Origin of the sequence: Streptomyces sp. C1-1, assembly GCF_050214755.1 — a bacterium.
Classification (GTDB): Bacteria; Actinomycetota; Actinomycetes; order Streptomycetales; family Streptomycetaceae; genus Streptomyces.
Genome location: NZ_CP189826.1, coordinates 8,913,829 through 8,937,550 on the forward strand (window position 1 = coordinate 8,913,829; position 23,722 = coordinate 8,937,550).

General features: G+C 71.3%; 23 protein-coding genes. 9 read left to right on the forward strand and 14 right to left on the reverse strand.

Annotated features, from left to right (window positions below; genetic code table 11):
- The 3 genes from ACQF4J_RS40495 to ACQF4J_RS40505 are packed head-to-tail and all read right to left on the reverse strand — an operon-like array spanning position 1 to position 3,809.
- Positions 1-1,131, reverse strand: a complete 1,131-nt coding sequence (locus ACQF4J_RS40495) for an ABC transporter permease (RefSeq protein ID WP_351564167.1) — start codon at positions 1,129-1,131, stop codon at positions 1-3.
- Between the two features lie 27 nt (positions 1,132-1,158).
- Complete coding sequence (locus ACQF4J_RS40500) at positions 1,159-2,670, reverse strand: sugar ABC transporter ATP-binding protein (protein WP_427168043.1); 1,512 nt, start codon at positions 2,668-2,670, stop codon at positions 1,159-1,161.
- The gene (locus ACQF4J_RS40505) at positions 2,667-3,809 is read right to left on the reverse strand and encodes a sugar ABC transporter substrate-binding protein (RefSeq protein WP_351564164.1); all 1,143 of its coding nucleotides are present in this window, start codon (positions 3,807-3,809) and stop codon (positions 2,667-2,669) included. The genes ACQF4J_RS40500 and ACQF4J_RS40505 overlap by 4 nt, the downstream gene beginning before the upstream one ends.
- A 359-nt stretch (positions 3,810-4,168) precedes the next feature.
- Here ACQF4J_RS40505 and ACQF4J_RS40510 point away from each other — a divergent pair, with 359 nt between their 5' ends.
- Genes ACQF4J_RS40510 through ACQF4J_RS40525 form a run of 4 tightly spaced genes read left to right on the forward strand, consistent with a single transcriptional unit; the run spans position 4,169 to position 7,145 of the window.
- Positions 4,169-5,575 (forward strand): aromatic ring-hydroxylating oxygenase subunit alpha, encoded by a 1,407-nt coding sequence (locus ACQF4J_RS40510; protein ID WP_427168044.1) that lies wholly within the window; start codon positions 4,169-4,171, stop codon positions 5,573-5,575.
- 8 nt (positions 5,576-5,583) lie between these two features.
- Positions 5,584-5,886 carry a 2Fe-2S iron-sulfur cluster-binding protein gene (locus ACQF4J_RS40515; protein ID WP_266526235.1) on the forward strand — a complete coding sequence of 101 codons (303 nt, stop codon included), beginning with the start codon at positions 5,584-5,586 and terminating at the stop codon, positions 5,884-5,886.
- Positions 5,887-5,893: 7 nt separating this feature from the next.
- Positions 5,894-6,109: a transposase gene (locus ACQF4J_RS40520; RefSeq protein WP_190152981.1), complete on the forward strand. Its 216-nt coding sequence runs from the start codon at positions 5,894-5,896 to the stop codon at positions 6,107-6,109.
- 4 nt (positions 6,110-6,113) lie between these two features.
- Positions 6,114-7,145: an NADP-dependent oxidoreductase gene (locus ACQF4J_RS40525; protein WP_351564160.1), complete on the forward strand. Its 1,032-nt coding sequence runs from the start codon at positions 6,114-6,116 to the stop codon at positions 7,143-7,145.
- A 51-nt stretch (positions 7,146-7,196) separates the two neighbouring features.
- Here ACQF4J_RS40525 and ACQF4J_RS40530 read toward each other — a convergent pair whose 3' ends face one another.
- From ACQF4J_RS40530 to ACQF4J_RS40545, 4 genes are all read right to left on the reverse strand, one after another.
- Complete coding sequence (locus ACQF4J_RS40530; RefSeq protein ID WP_351564158.1) at positions 7,197-7,511, reverse strand: putative quinol monooxygenase; 315 nt, start codon at positions 7,509-7,511, stop codon at positions 7,197-7,199.
- A 70-nt stretch (positions 7,512-7,581) separates the two neighbouring features.
- Positions 7,582-9,318 carry a PEP-utilizing enzyme gene (locus ACQF4J_RS40535; protein WP_351564156.1) on the reverse strand — a complete coding sequence of 579 codons (1,737 nt, stop codon included), beginning with the start codon at positions 9,316-9,318 and terminating at the stop codon, positions 7,582-7,584.
- A gap of 31 nt (positions 9,319-9,349) precedes the next feature.
- Positions 9,350-10,141 carry an SDR family NAD(P)-dependent oxidoreductase gene (locus ACQF4J_RS40540; protein WP_351564154.1) on the reverse strand — a complete coding sequence of 264 codons (792 nt, stop codon included), beginning with the start codon at positions 10,139-10,141 and terminating at the stop codon, positions 9,350-9,352.
- 29 nt (positions 10,142-10,170) lie between these two features.
- Positions 10,171-11,454 carry an aromatic ring-hydroxylating oxygenase subunit alpha gene (locus tag ACQF4J_RS40545; protein ID WP_351564153.1) on the reverse strand — a complete coding sequence of 428 codons (1,284 nt, stop codon included), beginning with the start codon at positions 11,452-11,454 and terminating at the stop codon, positions 10,171-10,173.
- Between the two features lie 154 nt (positions 11,455-11,608).
- Between ACQF4J_RS40545 and ACQF4J_RS40550 the strand changes: the two genes are divergently transcribed.
- The 4 genes from ACQF4J_RS40550 (at position 11,609) to ACQF4J_RS40565 (ending at position 15,561) form a co-directional block, all read left to right on the forward strand.
- The gene (locus ACQF4J_RS40550) at positions 11,609-12,064 is read left to right on the forward strand and encodes a VOC family protein (protein ID WP_351564151.1); all 456 of its coding nucleotides are present in this window, start codon (positions 11,609-11,611) and stop codon (positions 12,062-12,064) included.
- A gap of 97 nt (positions 12,065-12,161) precedes the next feature.
- On the forward strand, positions 12,162-13,163 hold the full coding sequence (locus ACQF4J_RS40555) for a thiamine pyrophosphate-dependent dehydrogenase E1 component subunit alpha (RefSeq protein WP_351564149.1): 1,002 nt from the start codon (positions 12,162-12,164) through the stop codon (positions 13,161-13,163).
- Between the two features lie 5 nt (positions 13,164-13,168).
- Positions 13,169-14,194, forward strand: coding sequence for an alpha-ketoacid dehydrogenase subunit beta (locus tag ACQF4J_RS40560; protein ID WP_427168045.1), 1,026 nt, complete (start codon positions 13,169-13,171; stop codon positions 14,192-14,194).
- Positions 14,191-15,561 (forward strand): 2-oxo acid dehydrogenase subunit E2, encoded by a 1,371-nt coding sequence (locus tag ACQF4J_RS40565; protein ID WP_351564145.1) that lies wholly within the window; start codon positions 14,191-14,193, stop codon positions 15,559-15,561. Before ACQF4J_RS40560 ends, ACQF4J_RS40565 begins: the two co-directional genes overlap by 4 nt.
- An 8-nt stretch (positions 15,562-15,569) precedes the next feature.
- Here ACQF4J_RS40565 and ACQF4J_RS40570 read toward each other — a convergent pair whose 3' ends face one another.
- Positions 15,570-16,175 carry a TetR/AcrR family transcriptional regulator gene (locus ACQF4J_RS40570; RefSeq protein WP_351564143.1) on the reverse strand — a complete coding sequence of 202 codons (606 nt, stop codon included), beginning with the start codon at positions 16,173-16,175 and terminating at the stop codon, positions 15,570-15,572.
- 140 nt (positions 16,176-16,315) lie between these two features.
- Between ACQF4J_RS40570 and ACQF4J_RS40575 the strand changes: the two genes are divergently transcribed.
- Positions 16,316-16,972 (forward strand): TetR/AcrR family transcriptional regulator, encoded by a 657-nt coding sequence (locus tag ACQF4J_RS40575; protein ID WP_351802790.1) that lies wholly within the window; start codon positions 16,316-16,318, stop codon positions 16,970-16,972.
- A gap of 6 nt (positions 16,973-16,978) precedes the next feature.
- Here ACQF4J_RS40575 and ACQF4J_RS40580 read toward each other — a convergent pair whose 3' ends face one another.
- Genes ACQF4J_RS40580 through ACQF4J_RS40605 form a run of 6 tightly spaced genes read right to left on the reverse strand, consistent with a single transcriptional unit; the run spans position 16,979 to position 23,628 of the window.
- Complete coding sequence (locus ACQF4J_RS40580) at positions 16,979-17,683, reverse strand: SDR family NAD(P)-dependent oxidoreductase (protein ID WP_351564139.1); 705 nt, start codon at positions 17,681-17,683, stop codon at positions 16,979-16,981.
- A 17-nt stretch (positions 17,684-17,700) separates the two neighbouring features.
- Complete coding sequence (locus ACQF4J_RS40585) at positions 17,701-18,855, reverse strand: thiolase family protein (RefSeq protein WP_351564137.1); 1,155 nt, start codon at positions 18,853-18,855, stop codon at positions 17,701-17,703.
- Positions 18,852-19,271 carry a Zn-ribbon domain-containing OB-fold protein gene (locus ACQF4J_RS40590; RefSeq protein ID WP_351564136.1) on the reverse strand — a complete coding sequence of 140 codons (420 nt, stop codon included), beginning with the start codon at positions 19,269-19,271 and terminating at the stop codon, positions 18,852-18,854. Before ACQF4J_RS40590 ends, ACQF4J_RS40585 begins: the two co-directional genes overlap by 4 nt.
- Before the next feature lie 18 nt (positions 19,272-19,289).
- The gene (locus ACQF4J_RS40595; RefSeq protein WP_427168046.1) at positions 19,290-20,408 is read right to left on the reverse strand and encodes an acyl-CoA dehydrogenase family protein; all 1,119 of its coding nucleotides are present in this window, start codon (positions 20,406-20,408) and stop codon (positions 19,290-19,292) included.
- Positions 20,405-22,999 carry a putative PEP-binding protein gene (locus ACQF4J_RS40600; RefSeq protein WP_427168047.1) on the reverse strand — a complete coding sequence of 865 codons (2,595 nt, stop codon included), beginning with the start codon at positions 22,997-22,999 and terminating at the stop codon, positions 20,405-20,407. Before ACQF4J_RS40600 ends, ACQF4J_RS40595 begins: the two co-directional genes overlap by 4 nt.
- Positions 22,996-23,628, reverse strand: a complete 633-nt coding sequence (locus ACQF4J_RS40605; protein WP_351564130.1) for a hypothetical protein — start codon at positions 23,626-23,628, stop codon at positions 22,996-22,998. Before ACQF4J_RS40605 ends, ACQF4J_RS40600 begins: the two co-directional genes overlap by 4 nt.
- Positions 23,629-23,722 lie beyond the last annotated feature (94 nt).

Consider the following 23,722-nt stretch of genomic DNA (forward strand, 5'->3'; position numbering starts at 1 on the left):
TCAGGTCTCCTTGCTGGTGGCAGGCGGGGTGCCGCTCTCCGTGGGAGTCCCGGCGCCGGCATTCGCGGGGATTCCCTTCCGGCGGCGCAGCACGGCAGGCAGGGCGATCCGGCCACCCGTCAGGACCAGCGCCACGATGAGGACCGAGCCGGTGAACAGGCTCGCGGCCCACTGCGCGCTGGTGGCGAGCCCGAGTCCGGTGATGCCCGTGCCGAGCAGGAGGACGGCGAGCACCGTGCCCCAGGCGTTGAAGCGGCCCGCGCGCAACTGGGTCGCCCCGACGAAGGCGGCGGCGTAGGCCGACAGCAGATACGGGGTGCCCGCGGTCGGCGAGCCTGATCCGACCGAGGACGCGAAGACGATGCCGGCGAAACCGGAGAGCAGCGAGGAGGTCACCAGGGTCAGGAAGCGCAGCCGGTCGGTGCGCACGCCCTGCAGCCGGGCCGCGTCGGCGTTGAAGCCGGTCGCGTACAACCGGCGCCCGGTGGCGGTGTGTTCCAGCAGGAACCAGATGGCGAGCGCGGCGAGCAGCAGATACAGCACCGGCAGGGTGATGCCGCCCGCGTCCAGCTGGGCGATGCTCGCGAACGGCTTGGCGAGCAGCTGCACACCGGTGATGGAGCTGTCGTTGGTGACCATGGTGATCAGTGACTGGATCAGCGCGCCGGTGGCCAGGGTGGCGATGAACGAGTCGACGCGCAGGACCACCACCACGATCCCGTTGACGACTCCGATCAGCAGTGCGGCGGCCATCGCCAGGGTGAGCGCCGCGCCGGGGCCGAGTCCGGCGGAGACCAGGAAGCGGGCGGTCAGCACGCTGGTGAGCGACATGGTGTAGGCGACCGAGAGGTCGAAGACACGTGCGGCCAGTGGCGGTACGACGCTGAGTGCCACCAGGCCGGCCACGGCGTTGCCGTTCAGAACCTGCTTGACCGTGATGATGGTCGGGAAGGTGTCCGGCGCCCACACGGAGAAGAGCACGACGATGACCAGCCACACGTATACGGCGCCGATGTTCCGGAACGACAGGGCTGCCACCGCCCGCCGGCCCAGTGCGCCGGGGACGAACACCGCGGACCTGTGCGGTGCGGACGGCGGTAGCTCCGCCGCCCGGGTCGGTGTGGATGTCATGTCAGAGGGTCCCTTCCAAGACTCATGTCACTCGGTTCCTTCCATGGCGTGCACGAGCGCGGGCTCGGTGATGTCCCGGCCACTGATCTCCCGTGCGATCCGGCCGTCGCGCACCACCAGGACACGGGTGCACAGCGCGAGCAGGTCCTGCGTGTCGGAGGAGCACACGATGACGCCCATGCCCTCGTCGGCCTGACGCTCTATCAGGTCGTACAGCTGCAGACGGGTGGCGACGTCCACGCCCGCCGTGGGTTCGCACAGAGCCAGCACCGGCGGGCGCTGTGCCAGACAGCGGGCCATGACGACCTTCTGCTGGTTGCCGCCGCTCAGGGTGGTGATCCGCGCCCCTGGTCCGGCCGTGCGCACCCCGACCCGGCTGATCCAGTCCTGTGCCAGGGCGGACTCGCGGCGCCGGTGCAACCGCCCCGCCCGGGCGCGCAGCCGGTGCAGGAGCGGGAGGGTGAGGTTCTCGCCGACCGAGAAGTCGCCGATCACTCCCTCGCCCGCCCGGTCCGCCGGGACCAGGGGAAGGTCCAGGGCGCCGGCGTCACGCGCCTCGGTCCACCGCTCGGAGCGTTCCGGCAGCCGCAGCCTGCCGCTCACCGGCCCGGCATGGGCCCCGCACACGACGTACGGCACGATCTCGTGGCCGGAGCCGACCAGTCCGGTGATGCCCAGACGCTCACCCCTGGCCAGGTCGAGGTCGATCCCCCGCAGAGGCCCGGCCCACAGGTCACGGACCTCCAGCACGGGGTCGGCGGGACTGGCAGAGGGCGCCGGGCGGTGGTCGGTCTCCGTCTCCTCGCCCGCCATCAGTTCCGCCAGCGAGCGCGGAGTGAGCTCGGCGACCCGGCGCGTGGCGATCCGGCGTCCGCCGCGGATGACGGTGACCCGGTCGGCGAGCGCGAAGATCTCGTCCATCCGGTGCGAGACGTACAGGACGCCGGCGCCGGCGTCGCGGACCTCCCGCACGATGTCGAAGAGGCGGGCCACCTCGCCGGGCGGCAGTACGGCGGTGGGCTCGTCGAGCACCAGGACACCGCGGCCGCCGTCCCAGCCCTGCAGCGCGGCGGCGATGGCCACCACCGCGCGCTGCACCGGGGTCGCCGCCACCAGGGGACGGCGTACGTCGATGCCGAGACCGAACCGTTCGACGAGGGCGGTTGTGCGTCTCTCCATCTCCGGCCAGCGGATGTTGCCGAAGGCCGTGCGGGCGAAACCGTGGCTGAGCGCCAGGTTGTCGATGGCGCTCAACTCGCCCACCAGCCCCAGCTCCTGGTGGACGAAGCGGAGCCGGTCGTGGCGGGAATCGGTGGCATGGCCGAGGTCGAAGGGCTCGCCGTCGAGTTCGGCCACCGCACCCGGCTCCGCATGGTGGAAGCCGGCGAGGATCTTGATGAGGGTGGACTTGCCGGAGCCGTTGGGCCCGATGAGGGCGTGGATCTCGCCGGGTGCGACCTCGAGATCCACGTCCCTCAGTGCCTGGGTGCCGCCGAATCTCTTCGACAGAGCGGCCACCCGCAGTACCGGCCCGGTCAACTCAGGCCCCAGAGCGCCTTGAACTGCTTCTGGTAGCTCTCGACGATCGGGAAGTCACCGTCGGCGGAAGGCAGGTTGTCCTTGGTGACGAGCATGTTGGGCAGCGCCGCCTTCTGGTCCACGGCCATGGACTGGCCGGTGAAGTGCCGGGCCAGCGCGTCGACCTGGAGCCAGGCCGTCTCATGGGAGTTCAGCGCCATCGCGCCGTCGGTGAGACCGCTCTGGATGTACTGGTAGTTCTGCGCGTCACCGACGTTGACCACGATGTGCCTGCCGGTGAGGCCGGCGGTCTTCAGCGCGGCGGGCACGCCCACGTTGAGCAGGCCCAGGGAGAAGACGACATGGGTCACCTTCGGGTGTGAGCGGAGATACGACACCACGCGGTCCGGCATGTCCTTGCCCACCGCGGTGATCGGGACGTCGACGTTGTCCAGCGCGCAACCGGCGCACCACTTCTTGTAGTTGGCCGCGAAGGAATCCTTGACGGGCTTGAGGATCGTGTACGCCGGCAGATCGAAGTACACGGTGTTCGCCTTGGCGCCGCTGTTCGACACCACCCACGAGGCGAGCATCCGGCCCTGGATGCCGACGTCCTTCGGCCCGTTCTTCAGCAGGGAGATGCCGTCGCCCACCACGTCGTCGGCGTTCGACTGGATGACGGGGACACCGGCCGCCGTCAGCTGTGCCAGCTGCTTGGTGTAGACGGCACGCGGGAAACCGGAGGCGACGACGGCGTCCGGCTTGTCGCGTACGGCCTGTTCGTAGGCGGCCTGGACGGACTCCGGCGTGCCCTGGGTGGCGATCTGCTTCACCTTCCAGCCGAGTTGTCCCGCGGCGCCGGTGAAGAAGTCGGCGAGGTCCTTGCATGACTGGACGCCGCAGAGGATGAAGTCGATCTTCTTTCCCTTGGGAATCTTCTTGCCGACCGGCTGGGTGACCGAGATCGCGGCCGGGCGCTGCGCATACGTCTTCAGAGCCGCACGGGCCGCCGTCAGGCCGGGCGATCCGGGTGCCGCCGCCTGCGAGGAGTCGGCGGCCGGGGTCGTGCCGCTGCCGCACGCCGTCAGGGTGAGCAGTGCAGTGGCGGGGACGATCGCGGTGAGGGCGCGGCGGACCGCGCGACCGGGTCTGGAACTCATCGTTGAGTACTCCCGTGGTGTGGCGCACGCAAGAGGTGCTGGGGGATGCAGGGCTGCGTCGATCGCCGGCGTGGGGCACGGCGCGGGCCACCGGGGTGAGAGCCCCGGGGCGCTGGGGCCGGGACGGGCAGAAGACCGTTCCGGAGCGGAGAAACTTATGAGGTACTACAGCCTCAAGTGGGTCGGAGTGTGGCATGCCCCGGCGTGCTTGGGGAGAGGGTCACCGCAAGAAAATCCAGGATCTCAGGCTGATTCCGCGATGACCTTGGGAGATGCGGGCGCGTTCACCGTCGCGAGTGTTGCTCTCGACCTCAGCCGGTAACTACACTCACTCTAAAGTTTCTGCCGGAGGAGAGATGATGGACGAAACATCGGAGCTGGGCACGGCGCGGTGCCCCGGGCCCAGCGTCCAGGACTACCTCGACCAGGACAGCCGCCCTGTTCCCCCCGCCCTGAGGTACGAGCGGAACGACCACCTCGGCAGCGAGGACATCGACACCGCCCGCTTCACCTCCCGCGAATGGGCCGAACGCGAGATGCGGCAGGTGTGGCGCCGTGTCTGGCAGTTCGCCTGCCTGGAGAGCGAGATTCCCGAGGTCGGCGACCACGAGGTCTACGAGATCGGCGACGACTCGCTCATCGTCGTGCGCACGGCCCCCGACGAGATCCGCGCCTTCGTCAACGTCTGCCTGCACCGCGGACGCAAACTGCGCACCGGCGGCGGCAACGTCAGCGAGTTCCGCTGCTCGTTCCACGGCTTCGCCTGGAACCTCGACGGCACGATGCAGACCCCGCCCTGCGCCTGGGACTTCCCGCACGTCACCCCGGAGAAGTTCGCCCTTCCCGAGGCCCAGGTGGCCACGTGGCGCGGCTTCGTCTTCATCAACATGGACCCGTACGCGGAGTCCTTCGACTCCTACCGCGGCACCTTCGACGACTACTACATCTGGCCGCTGGAGAACCGCTACAAGTCGCTGCACATCGCCAAGGTGCTGCCCTGCAACTGGAAGATCGCACAGGACGCCTTCATCGAGTCCTTCCACGTGATCGCCACCCACCCGCAGATGCTGCCGTGGCTCGCCGACGCCAACTCCCAGTACGACGTCACGGCGGACCAGCCGAACTGGAACCGGATGATCAACATCCAGGGCGCGCCCAGCCCGCACGTGGCGGAGCACGTCACGGAGGAGGACGTCCTCGAGACGTTCTACGACTCGCGCGCGTTCTACGCCGCGGCCCAAGGCCGTGACCTGGTGATGCAGGAGGGCGACGAACTGCCGGCGATCCCGCCGGGCGGCACCGCCCGCCAGGTCCTCGCCGAGCGGATGCGCGCGCAACTGGCGGCCACCTCGCAGCAGGACTTCTCGCGGACCGCCGACACCGAACTGCTGGACGCCATCAACTACTTGCTGTTCCCCAACTTCAACCCCTGGGGCGGCGCCAAGTCCAACATCATCTACCGGTTCCGGCCCAACGGCCTCGACCCGGACTCCTGCACCGCGGAGATCATCTTCATGTCGTCCCCGAAGCAGCCCGGCGAGATGCCGCCCCCGGTGAAGATCCGCTGGGTGCCGGAGGACATGCTCTTCGCCGACATCCCCGAACTCGGCGTGCTCGGCCCCGTCTTCGACCAGGACTGCGAAAACCTCCCCTACGTCCAGCAGGGCCTCAAGGCGATGCGCAAGCCGGGCATCACCCTGGCCAACTACCAGGAGAGCCGCATCCGCCACTTCAACCGGACGCTCGACCGGTGGATGGACCAGTGACCCACTCCGTGGCGGTCAGACCCCTGGGCGTCGAGCTCGAAGTCCTCGACGGCGAGGACCTGTTCACCGCCGCCCAGCGGCTCGGCTACCGCTGGCCCACCGTCTGCGGCGGCAAGGGCACCTGCCGTACCTGCTTCGTCCAGGTGGAGGACGGCGCCGAGAACTGTTCCCCCGTGGGCCCGTTGGAGCGCGAGGGCATCGAGGCCCTGCGCAGGCCGGTGGACGGCCTGACCCGGCTCGCCTGCCGGCTCAGGGTCGAGGGCCCGGTGACCGTGACCAAGCGCGGCGTCCGCCGCCGAGTGCAGGAGTGAGGCCCCCATGTCCAAGCAAGTGATCCACCCGCTGACCGGGCATGTGTACCGGCTCACCGAGGACGGACTGGTGGAGGTGACCGACCCCAGGACCGGGGCGCAGGGCGTCTTCGACTTCCAGGCCCGGTGGCAGTCGGGCGAACTGCGCCACGCCGACCTTCAGATGGCCGGCTGGGTCGGCCGCCTCGCACAGCGGCGCACCCCGCCCCGGCCGGAGGGATGACGCCGTGTCCCCGCGCACCACCCGCGTGGTCTGTCTGGTACGCCGCCCCGAAAAGGAGCCGGCCCCCGGTGACTTCACCGTCGAGGAACGCCCTCTGCCGCCCCTCGGTGAGGGCCAACTCCTCGTCCGCAACCTCTACATGAGCGTCGACCCGTCCATGCGTGGGCGGTTGGAGAGCACCGAGAAGCACTACACGCACAACTTCACCCCCGGATCACCGCTCGACGGCCGGGCCCTCGGTGTCGTGGAGGAGAGCCGCTGTCCCGGCGTACCGCCCGGTGCCTACGTCCGCCACCAACTCGGCTGGCGGGAGCGGGCCGTGCTGGACGGGGCGGCCACCGACGGAGCCGATCGCATCGACCCGCAACTCGCCCCGCTGCCCACCTGGTTGGGGCTGCTCGGCCAGACCGGATTCACCGCGTACGTGGGCCTGACCCGGATCGCGGCGCTGCGCCCCGGCGACACCGTCTTCGTGTCGGCGGCGGCCGGGGCCGTCGGCACCGCCGCCGGCCAGTTCGCGCGCCTGCTGGGCGCGGACCGAGTCGTCGGCACCGCCGGCGGCCCGGAGAAGTGCGCCCTGCTGGTCAAGGAGTTCGGCTACGACGCCGCCGCGGACTACCGTGCCGAGCCGGTGCGCGACGCCCTGGCCCGGATGGCACCCGACGGCATCGACGTGTACTTCGACAACGTCGGCGGAGAGCAGCTCGCCGCCGCCCTGCACGCGCTGCGGACCGGTGGCCGGGTCGCCCTGTGCGGCATGATGTCGCAGTTCGGCGGCGCCCGACGGACCGTGGACATCAACCAGTTGATCCAGGCGGTCCTCAAACGGCTGACGCTGTGCGGTTTCATCGTGCGCGACCACGACGGCCTGCGGCCGGAGTTCGAGCAGCGGGTCTCGGGCTGGCTCGCCGAGGGCCGGATCACCACGCGCGAGACGGTCGTGGACGGCCTGGAGAACGCCGCGGGGGCGTTGCTGTCCCTGCTCGGCGGCGGAAACGTGGGCAAGATGCTGGTCCGCCTGGGCGATTCCGGCTGAAACGGCCCCTTCCGGCACGCTGAAACGGCGCCCCCGGGCGGGGGCGCCGTTTCAGCGCATGGGCTGTGACGCGGCGACGGTGTGGGCCGTCAGGGAGACCCCGACTCGGGTCAGCCCCGCCACGGCCGCCCGGAAGTCCTTGATGTGCGCGGTGGAGAAGTGCTCGTCCAGGGCCTGCCGGGAGGTCCAGTGCTCGTACACCCGGATACGCCGCTCGTCGGCGGGATCGGCGGTCATGGCGTAGTCCAGACAGCCGGGTTCCTGCTCGCGGGTATGCCGGCCCAGCTCGACGAGGGCCCTCAGCATGCCGGCGCGGTCGGCGGGCTCGTAGTCCATCCAGCCGGCGACGATGATTTCCTCAGCCACGGGATTCCTTTCGCGGTCGTGCCCGCGGGCCCGTCGCCCCGGTGCAGGGGAGCGGCGGGCCCGCGGTGCTTCAGATGCCGAGCGGCGCCGGGACGCTGTCCACGGTGACGGTGCCCTTGTCACCGTCGACCGTGATCACCATCCCGTCCTGCAGGCGCTGTGTCCCGCCCTCGACGGAGATGACGGCAGGGATGCCCAGTTCGCGGCAGACCACCACGGCGTGGCTGTTGAGCGCGCCCACGTCCACCACGGCCGCTCCGGCGACCAGGAACAGCGGGGTCCAGGCCGCGTCCGTGATCGGTGCGACCAGCACCTCCCCGGGCTCCAGCGCCTCGCACGAGGCCGGGTCGGTGACCACCCGCACACGGCCTGTGTAGGTGCCGTGGCTGCCGCCGACACCGCCGAGGACATCACCCTCGACGGCCGCCTGCGTCCGCGCCTCGGCGCGCCTCGGCCAGGTGCCGATGTCGGTCTGCGCGTCCTCCGCGACGAAGAACGGCGGTTCCAGGTCGTGCAGGGCGGCATACTCCTCCAGCCGGCGCGCGATGACGGGGCCGAAGGACTCCGGGGCGGCGACATAGTCGTCGAGCTCGGTGTCCAGCAGCATCATCACGTCCTCGGGCCGGGCGAAGAGCCCCGCCTCGACGCCGCGGCGACCGAGCTCCCGCACGGCCATGCGGATCTCGTTGACGACGGTGACGCAGTTCGCCTTGGTGCGTTCGCGGGCCGGGATCCACACCTGGGAGGCGTGCATGCCGGCGTCGAACATGGGCTGTGTCTCCTCGGGCAGCGCGGCCCGGATCTCCTGCGCCGTCCGCTCGCGCCGTTCGGTCAGCCGTGTCCGGCGGGCGGCCGGGGAGTCGTCGTCGGGACTGTGACGGATCCGGTCGACCAGGGCCAGCGCCTGGACGGGCGCCGCCTCCCAGGACAGCGCGTGGATGTCCCACTCGTTGGGGCCGCGGTCGCCGGACTCGGCCAGGAACTCCTCGAAGGCGTCGCGGAACGTCTTCACGTCGCCGCTCGCCCCGTCGAGGGCCTCCTCCACGGCGGCCGGACCCCGGTCGAACAGCGCGCTCAGCTCGGCCGAGGCCGCCACCTGCCGTGACAGCGTCCACAGCCCGGTCGAGGGGGAGGCGGAGTCGACGTCGCCGAGACCGCCGATCAGGTCGAGCATGGCGCCGGGGCGGTCCACGCTCGCGCACAGCGGGCCGAGGATCGCCGGTCCGACGGACGCGGGCAGCGAGGACTCGACGTGCCGCTGGAAGGTCGTCTCCACCTCGTCCAGCAACGACCGTGCGTACGCCACCAGTTCGGCCTCGGACAGCCGCGTCAGGTCGGGCCGGGAGCGGCGCAGTGCGCGCAGACGCCGCCGGTCGGCGTCGGCCTCCGGGAAGCCGCTCTGGCCGAGCATCCGCTGAAGCGTCCCGCCCGCCTTGGCGGTCAGCTCCTCGTCCTGGTCGTCCGGGTGCGCCACGTACACCGGCGTGTCGGAGCGCTGTCCGACGAAGGCCGCGTCGATCTGGTCCGCGGTCTGGCCCATGCGGATGCCGAACAGCCGCATGTGGGACAGGTTGAGGTAGAAGTGGCCGCCGAACATGCCGACGAACGGCGGTCGGGGGCCGGCCACCTCCTCCTCGCGGTAGATGCCGAACCCGACGAAGCCGCGACGCCAGCCCTGCAGGCCCTGCCCCCACACCAGGGTCCAGCCCAGCGGGCTGGCGGGTTCCGGCAGGGTTTCGCCCGCGTTGGCGCGGGTGTAGTGCGGCAGCCGCTCACTGCGCTGCCAGTCCGTGATCCAGCTCTTCATGGCCGAGGTCTCCCGCTGTCCGTACCCGCGCCTACCACTGCGCCGTTCCGCCGTCGACACTGATCAGTGCGCCGGTGATTCCTGTGCCGGCCTCGCTCGCGAGCAGCGAGGCGACAGCCGCGATCTGCTCCACCGTGGTGATCTTCTTGGTGGCGGCGTGCTCGGCGAAGCGGCTCAGCCACTCCTCGTAACTGATGCCCTCGGCCTCGGCCGCGGCCGGCCCCGCGGCACGCATCAGGTCGGTGTCGACGGCGCCGGGGCAGATGGCGTTGCAGGTGATGCCCTGGGTGCCGTACTCGAAGGCGGTCGCCTTGGTCAGGCCGTGGATCGCGTGCTTGTTGGTGATGTAGTGGCTGATCCCCGGCTTGTTGGCCTGCTTGCCCTCGACGGAGGAGATGTTGATGATGCGGCCCCAGCCGTGCTCCAGCATCTTCGGCAGCGCCCGTCGGGTGCCGTAGAAGTAGCCGTTGACGTTCAGCTTGAGGGCGTCGTGCCACGCCTCGTCGCTGAGTTGGTGGATGGGGGCGAAGCCGGAGCTGCCGCCGACGTTGTTGACCCAGATGTCGAGCCGGCCGAAGCGTTCGGCGGCGAAGTCGGCGAGGCCCTCGATGTCCTCCTGGCTGTTGGCGTCGCAGGGGTGGAAGACGGCCCGGTCCCCGGCGCCCATCTCCTCCAGGGCCTGCTTGCCCTTGATCTCGGAACGGCCGCTGATGACGACCGTGGCGCCGTCGGCCACGAAGGCCTCGGCGATGGCGCGGCCGATGCTGCGCGTGCTGCCCGTGATCACCGCGACACGTCCGTCGAGGCTGCCCGTAGCCACCATGCTGTTCTCCCGCGAGTGTTGTTGGTTCGTCACCTGGTGGCTCTGGCGGCCTGTGCGCCGTCTTCCAGGTGCTGGTGGATGGTGCGGTGCAAATGCTGGAGTCCGGGCTCGTTGCGTCCGAAGACGAAGTCGGTCCCGTCGAGGGCCTTCAGACCCTGCTGGACTCCGTAGGTGGTCGCGTAGTCCTCGTCGCGGACCACCTCGTGGAACCACTCGCCGAATTGGTCGGCGGCCTGGCGCTCCTCCTCGGTGACCGCCGGCTCCCGCAGCAGGATGATCTGCTGGGTCACCGACTCGGTGGCCGTCCGGGGGAGCACCAGGGAGACTGCGATCTTCTGGCGCCAGCCGCCGGCGATCGCCAGGCCCGGGAAGAGCCAGTAGATGGGTCCGACGCAGTCGCCGGGATCGCGCTGGTCCGGGGGCAGTTCGGCCGCCTGCGCGATGGGGCGCAGGGCCGGTGCGATGCGCTGGTGGGGGCCCCAGGTGTCGTGGGCCATCATGTTCGAGAGGTTCGTCTCGAACACCGTCTTCGGGTGCAGCGAGGCGAAGTGATAGGTCTCCAGATATCCGTCGAGGGTGACCTTCCAGTTGGGACTCGTCAGCTCGCTGGTGGCGTAGTGGTGGCACTCCGCCAGCCGCATACCCTCGAGGAGCGGCTGCAGATCGCCCAGCCAGGCGTCCAGGTCGGGCTCGGCCGCCGGGTCCAGCGAGACGAAGACGATCCCCGCCCGCTCCCCGGCCGGAAGCCTGACCAGGCTGCGCCCCTCGCGTGGAACGTCGCCGAAGGTCTTCTCGGCGTAGACCCCCCGCAGTTCGCCGGACAGGTCGTACGACCACGAGTGGTACGGGCAGGTGAGCCGCCTCGACACCCCGCAGCCGGGCTCGAGGAGCTTGGCCCCCCGGTGCCGGCAGGCGTTGATCATCGCGTGCACGGCGCCCTGGCGGTCCCGGGTGATCAGCACGGGGATGCCGAGCACGTCGATCGCCTTGTAGGTGTTCGGACCTGGCAGCTCGCAGGACATGGCGAGCGGCAGCGGGACGCTCCGGTGGACGGCGTCCGTCTCGCGTTGCCAGCGGTCGGCGTCGAGGTAGTTGGCGACGGGTTCCGTCCACTGGCCGTCCGCCTGGTGCGTCGTGTTGGCGCGGTAGTGCGCCATCACGCGCTCGACGAGTTCGGCGGCCTCCCGCCGCATCGTCAGGGATGCGGCGTCGGTGGACCGGTCCTGGCTGATCCACGAGGAGTATGCGGGTGCCGAGGGCGGGTTGCGGTCGGCGTCTGTCTCCCGGATCTCCGGCGAACTGGTCTGGACCACGATGTCCTCACAATCCTCCCAGCCGCGAGCCGGTGACCGGCTTCGGAATGCGACAGCTGGGCTGTGTCCGAAACTGCAACAGGACTTAGTGTGGTCTGTCAATAGAAAGTGGCGAAGTTGCGGCTCGGTCTCCCGTGGGGTGGGTGTGATGGTCATGGTCCGACCGTTCGAGGTGGGCCTGGTGGTACGGGACTTGGGGCCGATGGAGCGCTTCTACCGCGACGTGATCGGTTGTCGCGCCGTGCACCGCTCGCGTGTGCCGGTGGCCGTCGGCGGCCCGGCCGGACTGGGCGGCGAGCTGGACGTCGTCTGGCTCCAGGTGCCCTCCGGGGGGTGCGTCAAGCTGATTCTTCCCTCGTCGCCCGCGGTGCGGGCCCGTGCGGCGCTTCCATTGACCGGCCGTGTGGGGCTGTCGTATCTCACCTTCCACGTCGACGACGTGGACCCCATGGTGGCCGCACTGAGGGCCGCGGGCGCCAAGCCCCTGTCGGACCCGGTGGTCGTCCGCGCGCACGGTCGGCGGATCACCTTCTGGACGGATCCGGAGGGCAACGCGGTGGAGCTGGTGGACGACCGGGGCGAGGAGTCGGGTCCGGGGCGTAGTAATTAGAGAACCTGTTCAGTAAGGTGCGTGGTGCTCGTTACTGTAGAGCGACACTAGAAAGTCCACTTCCGTGGCACACCTCCCTCGGGCGAAGGGGCGGACGATGGCTCAGAAGAAGTCGGCCGAAGCGGCCGCGCACCAGGTATCCGCGCAGGTCATCAGGGATCTGCACGAGCGCATGGTGCGCATCCGGCTGTTCGAGACCGAGGCGGGCAAACTCATGGAGGCCGGCAAACTGCCCGGCTTCCTGCACCTGTATGTCGGCCAGGAAGCCGTGGCCGCCGGCGTGATGGCGGCCCTGCGCGACGACGACCAGATCACCTCCACCCACCGGGGCCACGGGCACGCCGTGGCCAAGGGCGTCGGCCTCCGCGAGATGTACGCCGAGCTGTACGGGCGCGTCACCGGCGCCTGCCTCGGCCGCGGCGGCAGCATGCACATCAACGACCTCACCCGCGGCATGCTCGGCGCCAACGGCATCGTCGGGGCGGGCGTCCCGATCGCCGTGGGTGCCGCCTTCGCCGCCCGGTACAAGGGCGAGGACAGCGTCGCCGTGACCTTCTTCGGCGACGGCGCCACCAACATCGGCGCCTTCCACGAGGGCGCCAACATGGCCGCGATCCTCGGCCTGCCCGTCGTCTTCGTCTGCGAGAACAACGGCTACGCCGAATTCACGCCACAGTCCGGGCACATGCTGCTCACCGACGTGGCCGACCGGGCCGCCGCCTACGGTATGCCCAGCGTGATCGTCGACGGCATGGACGTGCTCGCCGTCCATCGCGCCGCCGCCGACGCCGTCGAACGGGCCCGGTCCGGCGCGGGCCCGATGATGATCGAGGCCAAGACCTACCGCTACTTCGACCACCAGGGCGTCAAGGGCCTGCGGCACCCCTACCGCTCGGACGAGGAGGTCGCCGAGTGGAAGGCCCGCGACCCCATCGACCTGCTGGAGACCCGTGCCGTCGCCGACGGCACGGCGGCCCGCGCGGAGCTGGACGAGGTATGGCAGCGCACCCGCGACGAGATCGCCGAGGCCATCGCCTACGCCGAGACGAGCCCCCTGCCCGACCCCGCCGACCTGCTGCTCAACGTCTACTCAGGGTGACCGCCATGACCACCACCACCGAAGCACCGGCCGTCGCCCCGAACGCCGCGGCCCGCAAACTGACCTACGTCAAGGCCTTCAACGAGGGTCTCGCGCAGGCCATGCGCGAGGACGAGAGCGTCTTCGTCGCCGGCGAGGACGTGGCCGGGTACGGCGGCGTCTTCCGCATGTTCGACAACCTGCTCGACGAGTTCGGCCCCCGCCGCATGATCGACACCCCGATCTCCGAAGCCGCCCTCGTCGGCCTCGGCGTGGGCGCCGCCGCCCGCGGCCTGCGCCCCGTCGTCGACCTCATGTTCATGGACTTCATCGGCGTCTGCCTGGACCAGATCGTCAACCAGGCAGCGAAGATGAAGTACATGTTCGGCGGCGCGCTGTCCGTGCCGCTCACCATCACCACCGCCTCCGGAGCCGGCCTCGGCGCCGCGGCCCAGCACAGCCAGAGCCTCGAGGCCTGGCTGGCCCACGTGCCCGGCCTCAAGGTCGTCATGCCGTGCGACGCGTACACCGCCAAGGGCCTGACCGTCTCGGCCATCCGGGACGACAACCCGGTCGTCGTCATGCTCAACAAGGTCCTGCTCGGCAGCACCAGCGAGGTGCCCGAGGAGATCTACGGCATCCCGCTGGGCCAGGCGCACACCGCGCGCCAGGGCGGCGACGTCACCGTGATCGCCCTGGGCCGCATGGTGGGGGAGGCCCTCGCGGCGGCCGACGAACTCGCGGCCGAGGGCGTCGAGATCGAGGTGATCGACCCGCGCACCGTGCAGCCCCTGGACACCGAGACGATGTTCGCCTCCGTCCGCCGCACCAACCGGGTGCTCGTGGTGCACGAGGCCGTCACCTTCGGGGGGCTCGGCGCGGAGATCGCCGCCCAGATCCAGGACGCCGCCTTCGACCACCTCGACGCGCCGGTCCTGCGCATCGGCGCCCCCTTCTCACCCGTCCCCTTCTCCCCGGTCCTGGAGAAGGCGTACGTCCCCGATCGCACCCGGATCGCCCAGGGCTGCCGGCGTCTCCTCGAAAGGTCGTGACCGACGTGGCGGTCGAGGTTCTGCTGCCGAAGATCGGCCTGACCATGCAGGAAGGCACGATCGACGAATGGCTCGTGCCCACCGGCGCCGCCGTCGTGGAGGGCGACGCCCTGCTGCGGCTGGCCACCGACAAGGTCGACGTGGACGTCGAGGCGGAGGCCGGGGGACTGTTCCACCCGGTGGTCGCGGCCGGTGCCACCGTGCCGGCCGGGGCCCTCATCGGCTGGCTGCTGGCCGAGGGCGAACAGCCACCGGACCCGGCGGGTACGCCGATGCCCGCCGGGTCCGGGTCCGGGACCGCTGCGCCCGCCCCCGACGCCGGCGCGGCGCCTTCCGTGAACGGCACGGGTGAGAAGGGCATCGGTGACCGGCTTCTGTCCTCACCGAACGCCCGGAGGGTCGCCGCGGCCGCCGACGTCGACCTCACCGCCGTACGAGGCACCGGCCCCGGCGGACGGATCGTCTCCGAGGACGTGGAGGAGTTCCTCGCGGCTCTCTCCGGCGATCGCGTCACGCCCGCCCCGTCGGGCGACACCCCCGTCTCACCGCTCGTCCGCAAGCTGGCGAAGGAGCGGGGCATCGATCTCTCCGAGGTCAACGGCACCGGGCCGGGCGGCCGGATCCGCAGGGCGGATCTGGATGGCGTCACTCCGGCGCCCGAAGCCACTCCCGTTCGTCCCAGTGAGGTCATCCCGCTCACCGGGATGCGCGGCACCATCGCCCGCAGGATGCACGCCAGCCTCCAGGAGATGGCGCAGCTGACGCACGGCTACGAGGTGCGGATGGACGCCGTGGTGTCCCTGCGGGACCGCCTCAAGGAGGAGTGGACCGACAGCGATCTGCCGGTCCCCAGCATCAACGACTTCCTGCTGAAGGCCGCGGCCCTGGCCCTGCGCGAGCACCCGCTGCTCAACGCGACGGTGCGGGAGGACGGCATCCATCTGCTCGACGAGGTTCACCTGGGCTTCGCGGTGGCCGTTCCGGGCGGCCTGATGGTCCCCGTGATCGAGGACGCGGTGGAGCTGTCTCTGCCCGAGATCGCCCGTCGGTCGAGGTCCCTGGCCCAGGCCGCACGGGAGGGACGGATCTCGCCCGCGCAACTGGACGGGGCCACCTTCACGGTCACCTCGCTCGGTGGATACGGCGTCGACTTCTTCACCCCCGTGATCAACCCCGGCAACGTCGCGATCCTCGGGGTGGGCCGGCTCAGGGACGGCGTCGAGTGGGTGGACGACCGGCCGCTGCGCACGCGGGTGCTCACCCTCAGCCTCACCTTCGACCACCGTGCCGTCGACGGGGCACCCGCCGCCGAATATCTGCGCACCGTAGGTGAGTTGCTGAGCAAGCCCCTCCGCCTGCTGCTGTGATCCGTGGCCTATGTGGCCGGCTCGGCGATCCGTTCCGCGAGGTTGCCGACCTCGCGGACGAAGGAGCGGTGCCCCAGCGACCGGTAGACGTCGTCACCCCGGACCTGCGAGATCGCCGCGGTCTCCAGCAGCGCCAGCAGGCCCAGGCCGATCACCGCCGCCTCGGCGTCGGAGACCGACCCGCGGGCCTTGCGGATCAGCCGCACCAGTTCTTCCAGCAGTTCGGTACGGCTCTCCTGGCGCAGTGCCTCCGCGTCCTGGCTCATGCCGGCCGACGACACGAAGAAGACGGTGGCGGCGGACCGGTGTTCGCCCAGCCAGGCCAGCAGTGAGGTGATCGCCGTGCCGACGTCCGAGCCGGGTTCGTGGGCCTGAGTGAGTGCCTGCAACTGCTCGCGCAGCGCGGCGGCGAACACCCGCATACCCTCCGCGAGGACCTGGTCCTTGGAGGAGAAGTGGTAGTACACCGCTGCCGAGGTCATCTCCGCGCGAGCGGCGATGTCGGCCACCGTCACCTCGTCCGGCGGCTGGGTGGCGAACAGCTCCGTGGCTGCGTCGATCACCCACTGCTTGCGCGACGGACGGTGAGCGGCGCGGGTTCCGGATGTCGTCATGGTGTCAAGTATGCCGGGAGTCCGGTGCTCCGGAGGCGCTTGCGTAGCAGGAATTATGCCGTCGGGTGGGAGGAGTTACTGGATACAATGGTCAGTACGCAGGGCCCACGGACGCGGGCTCACGGCAGTCGGCAGGGAGCATGATGGCCACCACGAAGAACGGCAAGCAGCCCGCCCACCGGCCCTCGCGGCGGCAGCACATCATCTCCGCCGCCGTGCGGGTCTTCGGCCGCAACGGATTCGCGGAGACCAGCGTCCAGGACATCGCGGACGAGGCGCAGGTGGTGCCCACCGCCGTCTACTACCACTTCGACGGCAAGGAGGAGTTGCTCGAACTCGCGATGCGACGGGTCTTCGACCAGCTGAACGCGGTCGTGGAGGCGGCGCGTCCGGAGTCCGAGCCGGGTGATGCGGAGGGCCTGGTCCGCGTCATCGACGCGGTGTGGGACTGGGTGGAGCAGAACCCGGACGAGGCCCGTCTGTACCAGGTCCAGGTCGCCTCCGCGAACGGCAGCGTCAAGGTACTGCGGGACGAGTTCGAGCAGCGGCACATCCAGCGTGGCTACGACTATCTGCCCGAGGGCACCACTCGCAGCCCCCGGGCGGCGAAGGCCCGGCACGCGGGGCAGGCGCTCGCGGTCCGCACACTGATCAGTACGACCATGCTGGTCACGGCGCTGCGGGCGGAGGGAGGACCGCTGTCCCAGCTGCCCTCCCGGTCCGTGCTGGAGGCGGTCAGGGCGCTGGCGCTGCGTATCGTCGGCGCCGAGGAGAAGCCGGCCCCGTCCCGGACCTGAGGCAGTTCACCAGGGCAGCGGCCTGCGGTCGGCGAACAGCCCGCCCGTCGTCTCGTCGCCCTCGGGAAGGGTCGCCAGCCAGACCGGGGTGTCCGCCCCTTCCTCCGGACCGCGCGGAGCGGACCGGCCGCCCATGCCGCTGCGGGTCCAGCCGGGGTCGGCGGCGTTGACCAGGACGCCCGTGCCGGAGAGTTCGGCCGCGAGCATACGGGTCAGGGCGTTGAGCGACGCCTTGGAGATCCGGTAGGCGGGGTGCCGACCGGAGTCCATCAGCGCCAGCGAACCGTAGGAGCTGGTGACGTTCACGACCCGCCCGTAGCCGGCTTCCACCATGCCGGGGACGACGGCCTCCGCCACCCGCCAGGCGCCGGTGAGGTTCGTGTCAAGGGTCGCCCGCAGTATGTCCTCATCGATGTACGGGGGCCGCAGTTCCCGGTCCAGGGACACGCCCGCGTTGTTCACCAGCACGTCGATCCCACCGGTCAGCCCCGTCGCTTCCCGGACCGCTTCCGTGACGCTCTTCGCGGACGTCACGTCCAGGGCCAGCGGCAGTGCCGCCGGGCCGATGACGCGGCACGCCTCCTCGGCGGCCTCCCGTCCTCGCGCCCCGACCAGGACCCGCAGCCCCTGGCCGGCGAGCTGTCGGCACATCTCCAGGCCGATCCCACGTGCCCCGCCGGTCACCAGCGCCGTTCTCTCGCCGTGCCGCATGTTTCGCCCGCCGCCTCTCACACCGTCAGGACCGAGCAGGCGCTGATCCCGGGGGCCCCGTACACATGGGTGAAGCCCACCCGGGGAGCGCCCGGCACCTGCACGCCGGGCGCCCGGCCCTGCAACTGCCGTACGACTTCGTGGAACTGCCGCAGCCCGGACGCGCCGACGGGCTCTCCGCCGGCCAGGCAGCCGCCGTCGGTGTTGACCGGTGTCCGGCCCGTCGGATCGGTCTCCCCGGCGGACAGCAGTTCCTCCTGCTCGCCGTGACCGCACAGCCCGGTCTCCGCCAGGTGGATCAGCTCCGAGCCGCTGTCGGTGTCCTGCAACTGGGCGACCTGTACGTCCGCGGGTGCCACCCCTGCCGCGCGGAAGGCCGCCTCCGCGGCGTCGACGCTGGGGCTGTGGTGCGGTCCCGGAGGCAGCCAGGGCGAGAACACCTCGAACGAACCGAAGCGCCGGGTGCGGAAGGCCAACGACGCCAGCTTCACCGGCCGTTCGCACAGGTCGAAGGCGCGGTCGCCGTGCGCCAGCACCAGCGCCGCCGCCCCCTGTCCGGGCGAACAGAACATGTACTGGGTGAGCGGGGGACTGACCTCGGCGGAGTCGAGGATCTCCTGCTCCGTCAGCGGCTTGCGCCGCCAGGCCAGGGGATGGTGCGAGCCGTTGCGGAAGGCCCGCGCGGCGACCATCGCCAGCGCCCGCTCCGAGATCCCGTGCTCGTACAGATACCGCCGGGTCTTGAGGGCGAAGAACTGGGTCGTGAGCATCAGGCCGGTCTCGGCGTACCAGTCGCCCAGACCGTAGCGGGCGGCGGAGACGTGGAACGCGCCCCGCTCGTGCTTGTCGAACCCGACCGCCAGTCCAAGGGAGGCCTCGCCCGCGCGCAGCGCGTTGGCCACCGCGAGCACGGTGGAGGCGCCGGTCGCGCAGCCGTTCTGCACATTGACGAAGGGCACACCGGTCAGGCCAAGGCGGCCCACCAGTGTGTCGGGCTTGCCGGACACGTCGGAGCCGCCGGCCGCGTAGCCGATGTCCTCCCAGGCGACACCGGCGTCGGCCAGCGCCTCGCGTATCGCCCGCTCGGCCATGTCCATGCCGGTGACGCTCTCGTCGCGGCCGAAGGGATGCATCCCGCACCCGACCACGTACACCTCGTCGGTCCGCCTCATCGCTCCCCGTCCAGGTCCGGACGGAACGCGAAGGTCACGACCTCGGTTCCGTCCTCGTCCTGGTACGCGGGCACCGTGGTGAGCCGGACCGGCAGACCGATCCGTATCTCCGCGCGGGGAACCGCCAGCAGTGCCTCGACCAGCACCTCACCGAGGTCCACATAGCCCACGTGGTAGGGCCGGTGGCCGCCGGACGGCGGGCGGTACGGCGGCTTCGGCGCAAAGGCCTGGAGCGTCCACGACCAAACGCGCCCGCTCACCGGCAGCACATGCTGGGACATGGCGCCGTTCGAACACTTGGGGCACGAGTCCTGCCGGGGGAAGACCACGGTGGTGCACGCGGAGCAGCGCGCGCCCGCGAGACGCGGTGGGCCCCCGTCGTCGAACAACACCTCGTCGATGAGTCTGGTGGTCATGCCGTTCCGCCTTCCACGTCACCAGCCCAGCAGCCCGGCCAGCCGTTCCCGATGGTGTGCGGCGCCGCCCAGCAGGACGGCGTCGGACTGGGCACGCCGGAAGTACAGGTGTGCGTCGTGCTCCCAGGTGAAGCCCATGCCGCCGTGCAGCTGCACGCACTCGGCGGCGACGGACACGAACGCCTCGCCGCACCACGCCTGTGCCACCGCCGCCGCCTCGGCCAGCGCCTCGGGCGAGCCGGCCGCCCGCACCGCGCGCACCACGGCCGACCGTGCGGCCTCGACCTGGAGCAGCATGTCGGCACAGGTGTGCTTGACCGCCTGGAAGCCGCCGATCGCCCTGCCGAACTGGGTACGGTCGCGCACATGGGCCACCGTCATGTCCAACGCGGCCTGCGCTCCGCCCAGTTGCTCGGCGGCCAGAGCCACCAGCGCCACGTCCAGGGCGCGGGAGACGACGTCCGCCCCCTCGCCGCCGGCGGTCAGCGCCCGGGCCCGGGCACCGGAGAAGGTGACCACCGCCTGGCCCCGGCTCAGGTCCAGGGTCGGCACCCGGCGCACCGCGACCTCCGGCTCGCGCGGGTCGACGAGGTAGAGGTCCACGCCGTCGGCGCCGGCCGCGGCCACCACCAGCGTTTCGGCGTCGGCGCCGTCGAGGACGAACGGCGCGGTGCCGTCGAGCAGCGGCACGCTGCCCTGCCAGGAGACGGCCACCGGCACGGCGTCGGACCGCCATGCTCCATCGGGGGCCGCCACCGCCAGGGCGTGCACCGTGCCCTCGGCCAATTCGGCCAGTGCCCTGTCGGCGGTGCCGCAGCCGGCCAGCACCTGGCCGGTCAGCACGGTGGAGGACAGCAGCGGTACCGGCGCCAGCGTCCTGCCCAACTCCTCGCAGACCACGGCGATCTCGGCGATGCCGCCGATGCCGCCGGCCTGCTCGGGCAGCCCGAGGGCCGCAAGGCCGACCTGCCGGCCGAGGGTGTCCCACAACTCGGCGTCGACGCCGGGGGAGTGCTCGGACATGCGGCGTACCGCGGCGGTCCCGCCGGCGTCCGCGCACACCGACCGAACGGTCTCGCGCAGGTCGTCCAGTTCGGTGTCCGACAGCGCTGCGCCGTCCGTCACGGTGCTCGTCATCGTGTGCTCCCGCTCTCGTCGCGCCGCTCCCGCAGGGCACTGTGCGCGGCCGCCATCCGGGCCACCGGCACGCGGTGCGCGGAACAGGAGACGTAGTCGAGGCCGAGGTCGTCGCAGAACGCGATCGACTCCGGGTCACCGCCGTGCTCACCGCACACGCCCAGCTTGATGGCGGGCCGTACGCTCCGCGCCCGCTGCGCCGCCAGGTCGATCAGGGCCCCCACCCCGTGCGGGTCGAGCCGGGCGAACGGGCTGGCGGTCAGGAACCCGCGCTCCTGGTAGTTGGCGAGCACCTGGCGCTCGACGTCGTCCCGCGAGAATCCGTAGGTGAGCTGAGTGAGGTCGTTGGTGCCGAAGGAGAAGAACTCGGCGTGCTCGGCGAGTTCGCCGGCCAGCAGCGCGGCCCGCGGCGTCTCGATCATCGTGCCGAGCCGGTACGGGACCTCCACTCCGGTCCGGGCGGCGACCGCGTCGGCGGCACCGCGCACGTACGCCGCCGCGGCGGCCAGTTCCTCCGGCAGGCTGACCAGCGGGATCATCACCTCCAGCTCCGGGCGGACTCCGGTGGCGGCGACATCGGCCCAGGCGGTGAAGAGCGCCTCGGCCTGCGCCGGGTAGAGCCGCTCGTGCAGTAGCGCCAGCCGCACTCCGCGCAGCCCGAGCATCGGGTTCGCCTCGCGCAGCGCGGCGGCCCGCTGCTCCTCGGCCGCGTCCAGGGCCTGTCCGGGGGCGGGCAGGAACTCGTGCAGCGGGGCGTCCAGCAGGCGCACGGTCACCGGGCGGTTTCCGACCGCCGCCAGCAGAGCCCTGAAGTCCTCGTGCTGGGCGTGCTCCAGCGCCAGCAGCGCCTCGTCGCGGGCCGTCGGGTCGGCGGCCAGGATCACCCGGCGGATCAGCGGCAGCCGCTCGCCGAGGAACTGGTGTTCCGTACGGCACAGCCCGACACCCTCCGCGCCCAGGGCGACGGCGGTGCTCACCTCCGCGGCCGTGTCGGCGTTGACCCGCACACCCAGCCGGCGCATGCCGTCCGCCCACTCCAGCAGGGTGGACAGCTCGGGCGGCGGTCCGGCGACACTGACGCTCAGCGTCCCCGCGTAGACGGCGCCGGTGCGGCCGTCCAGAGAGACGGGGTCGCCCTCGCGCAGCACCCGGTCCCCGATCCGCACCGTCCCGGCGGCCCGGTCCACGCGCAGCCCCTCGGCGCCGCACACCGCGGGCTTGCCGGCGCCCCGCGCCACCACGGCGGCGTGCGAGGCGATGCCGCCGCTGCCGGTCAGCACGGCGACGGAGGCGAGCATCCCGGGGACGTCCGCAGGGTTCGTCTCGGCAGCCACGAGCACGACCCGAGCACCGTCCGAGGCCAGTTCGAGGGCACGCTCGCTGGACAGCGCGACCGCTCCGGTCGCCGCCCCCGGGGACGCGGGCAGCCCCCTCACCAGGAGCTCCTCCCCGCCGGTCAGCCGGAGCTGGGGGTGCAGCAGTTCCTGCACCTGCGCGGGGGTGATGCGCCGTACGGCCTCCTCGCGGCCGAGCGCACCGTCCCGGGCCAGGTCCGCGGCCAGACACACCGACGCCCGAAGCGGCGGGCGCAGTTGCGCCGAGGCGGCGAGCAGGGAGATCTCGTCGTCGCGCACTTCGAAGTCGACCGACACCGGCGCGTGCAGATGACGCTCCAGGGTGAGCAGGGAGTGCTCCAGCAGGGCGGTTCCCCCGGCCAGCCGGTCCAGCGGTTCACCGGTGTGGGGTGGCGGGGCGCTGCGACGCACCCCACGGAAGAAGGAGCCCTGGGGGGAGAGGCGTCCGGTCTCGGGGTGGCGGCTGACCGCCGTGCCGTGACCCGAGTGGTCCGCCGGGCCGATGCGCAGTGCCTGCACGTGCAGGGCGACGGCGAGATCGGCGGGGAGTCGCTGGGCCCGGCGGGACCTTCTCGCACGCGGCGAGTCCCATCGGCCGAGAAGGGCGCGGGCGGCCAGTGCGAGCTGCTCTGCCGGGTCGTCGGGGAAGGGCCCGGAACCGTGCTGCGCCACCAGCGCCAGCAGTGCTTCGACCCGCGCTCGCGGCTCGGGCGTGTCGAGGAGGGCGTCGTCGAGCACCGCACCCGGGACGTCGAGGGCGTACTCGGCGATCATCCGCACCGTGGCGGTCCACACCTCGTGCAGTGCCTCCGCGCGACCGATGACGGCGCACAGGTCGCCCGCATTGCCGGGCGTCACGCCGAGACACGCAAGGTCGGGCGGCAACCCGGCGATCTCGGTCGGAGCACTCGCCGACAGGCGCAGCAGCAGCGGCCGGGTCGGGTCGCCGATCCGCCGTCCCGAGAGTTGTTCGACCAGTTCGACGGCGGATCTCGCGGTGTCGGGTTCGGACAGGGACGCGGAGGCGTCGGCAGGCACGGTGAGGCCCGGCACGACCGGCAGCCCGAGGGCCACCAGCCGGTCCATCGCCGCGCCGTGTGCGCCCAGTCCAGCGGCGTCGAGGCCCCGGATCCGGCCCTGCCCGTAGGGCACCAGGCTGCGGCCGGGGGTCTCGGACGGTGTACGGGAGGGCTCGGACTGTGCGAGCGGGCCCGCCTCGCGGTCGGTGACGCTCAACCCCGGCTCCTTGTGACCAGCTCTTCTTCGCGGGCCTCGTCCTGGGCCCGGCTGATGCCGAGCACCAGCAGCAGTTCCTGGTGCAGCCGCATCCACACGGTGTGATACGAGTCGCACAGCGGCGAGGCCAGCCACTCCAGCGAGCCCTCGTCGAAGTGGTCGAGGGCTTCCTCCAGGGCCGTGAGGTAGCGTCCGCTGCCCGCGAGTACCCGTTCCAGCCTGCGCAGCACGGGCTGGATGGCCTCGTGCACGTCTTCCAGCGACTCGCGCACCTCGGCGTCGTAGCCGCTGTCGGAGTGGTCGTTGGCCGTTCCGTCGGGGCGGCACTGCCAGGCCGTGCACACGTCGCGGATCTTCCGGTTGACCGGCAGGAAGGCCTCGTACGCCGCGGTGATCCGCTCCTCCTGCTCGGATCCCGCGGCAACCCGCAGGATCCGCGAGGCGGTGGCCTTGGCACGCTCGGTCGGCAGCACCACCGGCCCCTTCACCATCGCCAGTCCCGCGTCGACCAGGGGGCGGTGCTCGGACTCGGGCCGGCCACGCCACATGCCACGCAGAACGAGGTCGACGACGGCTTCGGTGAGGCTCTCGTCGGGAGCGTCCGGAAGGTCCACGGCAGCAGATTGCATCGCCACACCTTTTCCCCGGTTCAGTGGTGACCGGTTCCTCGGTTCTGTGTTGCCCGGAGGTTACGCTCCGGGCGAGGTGTTAGTGAAGAGGGAT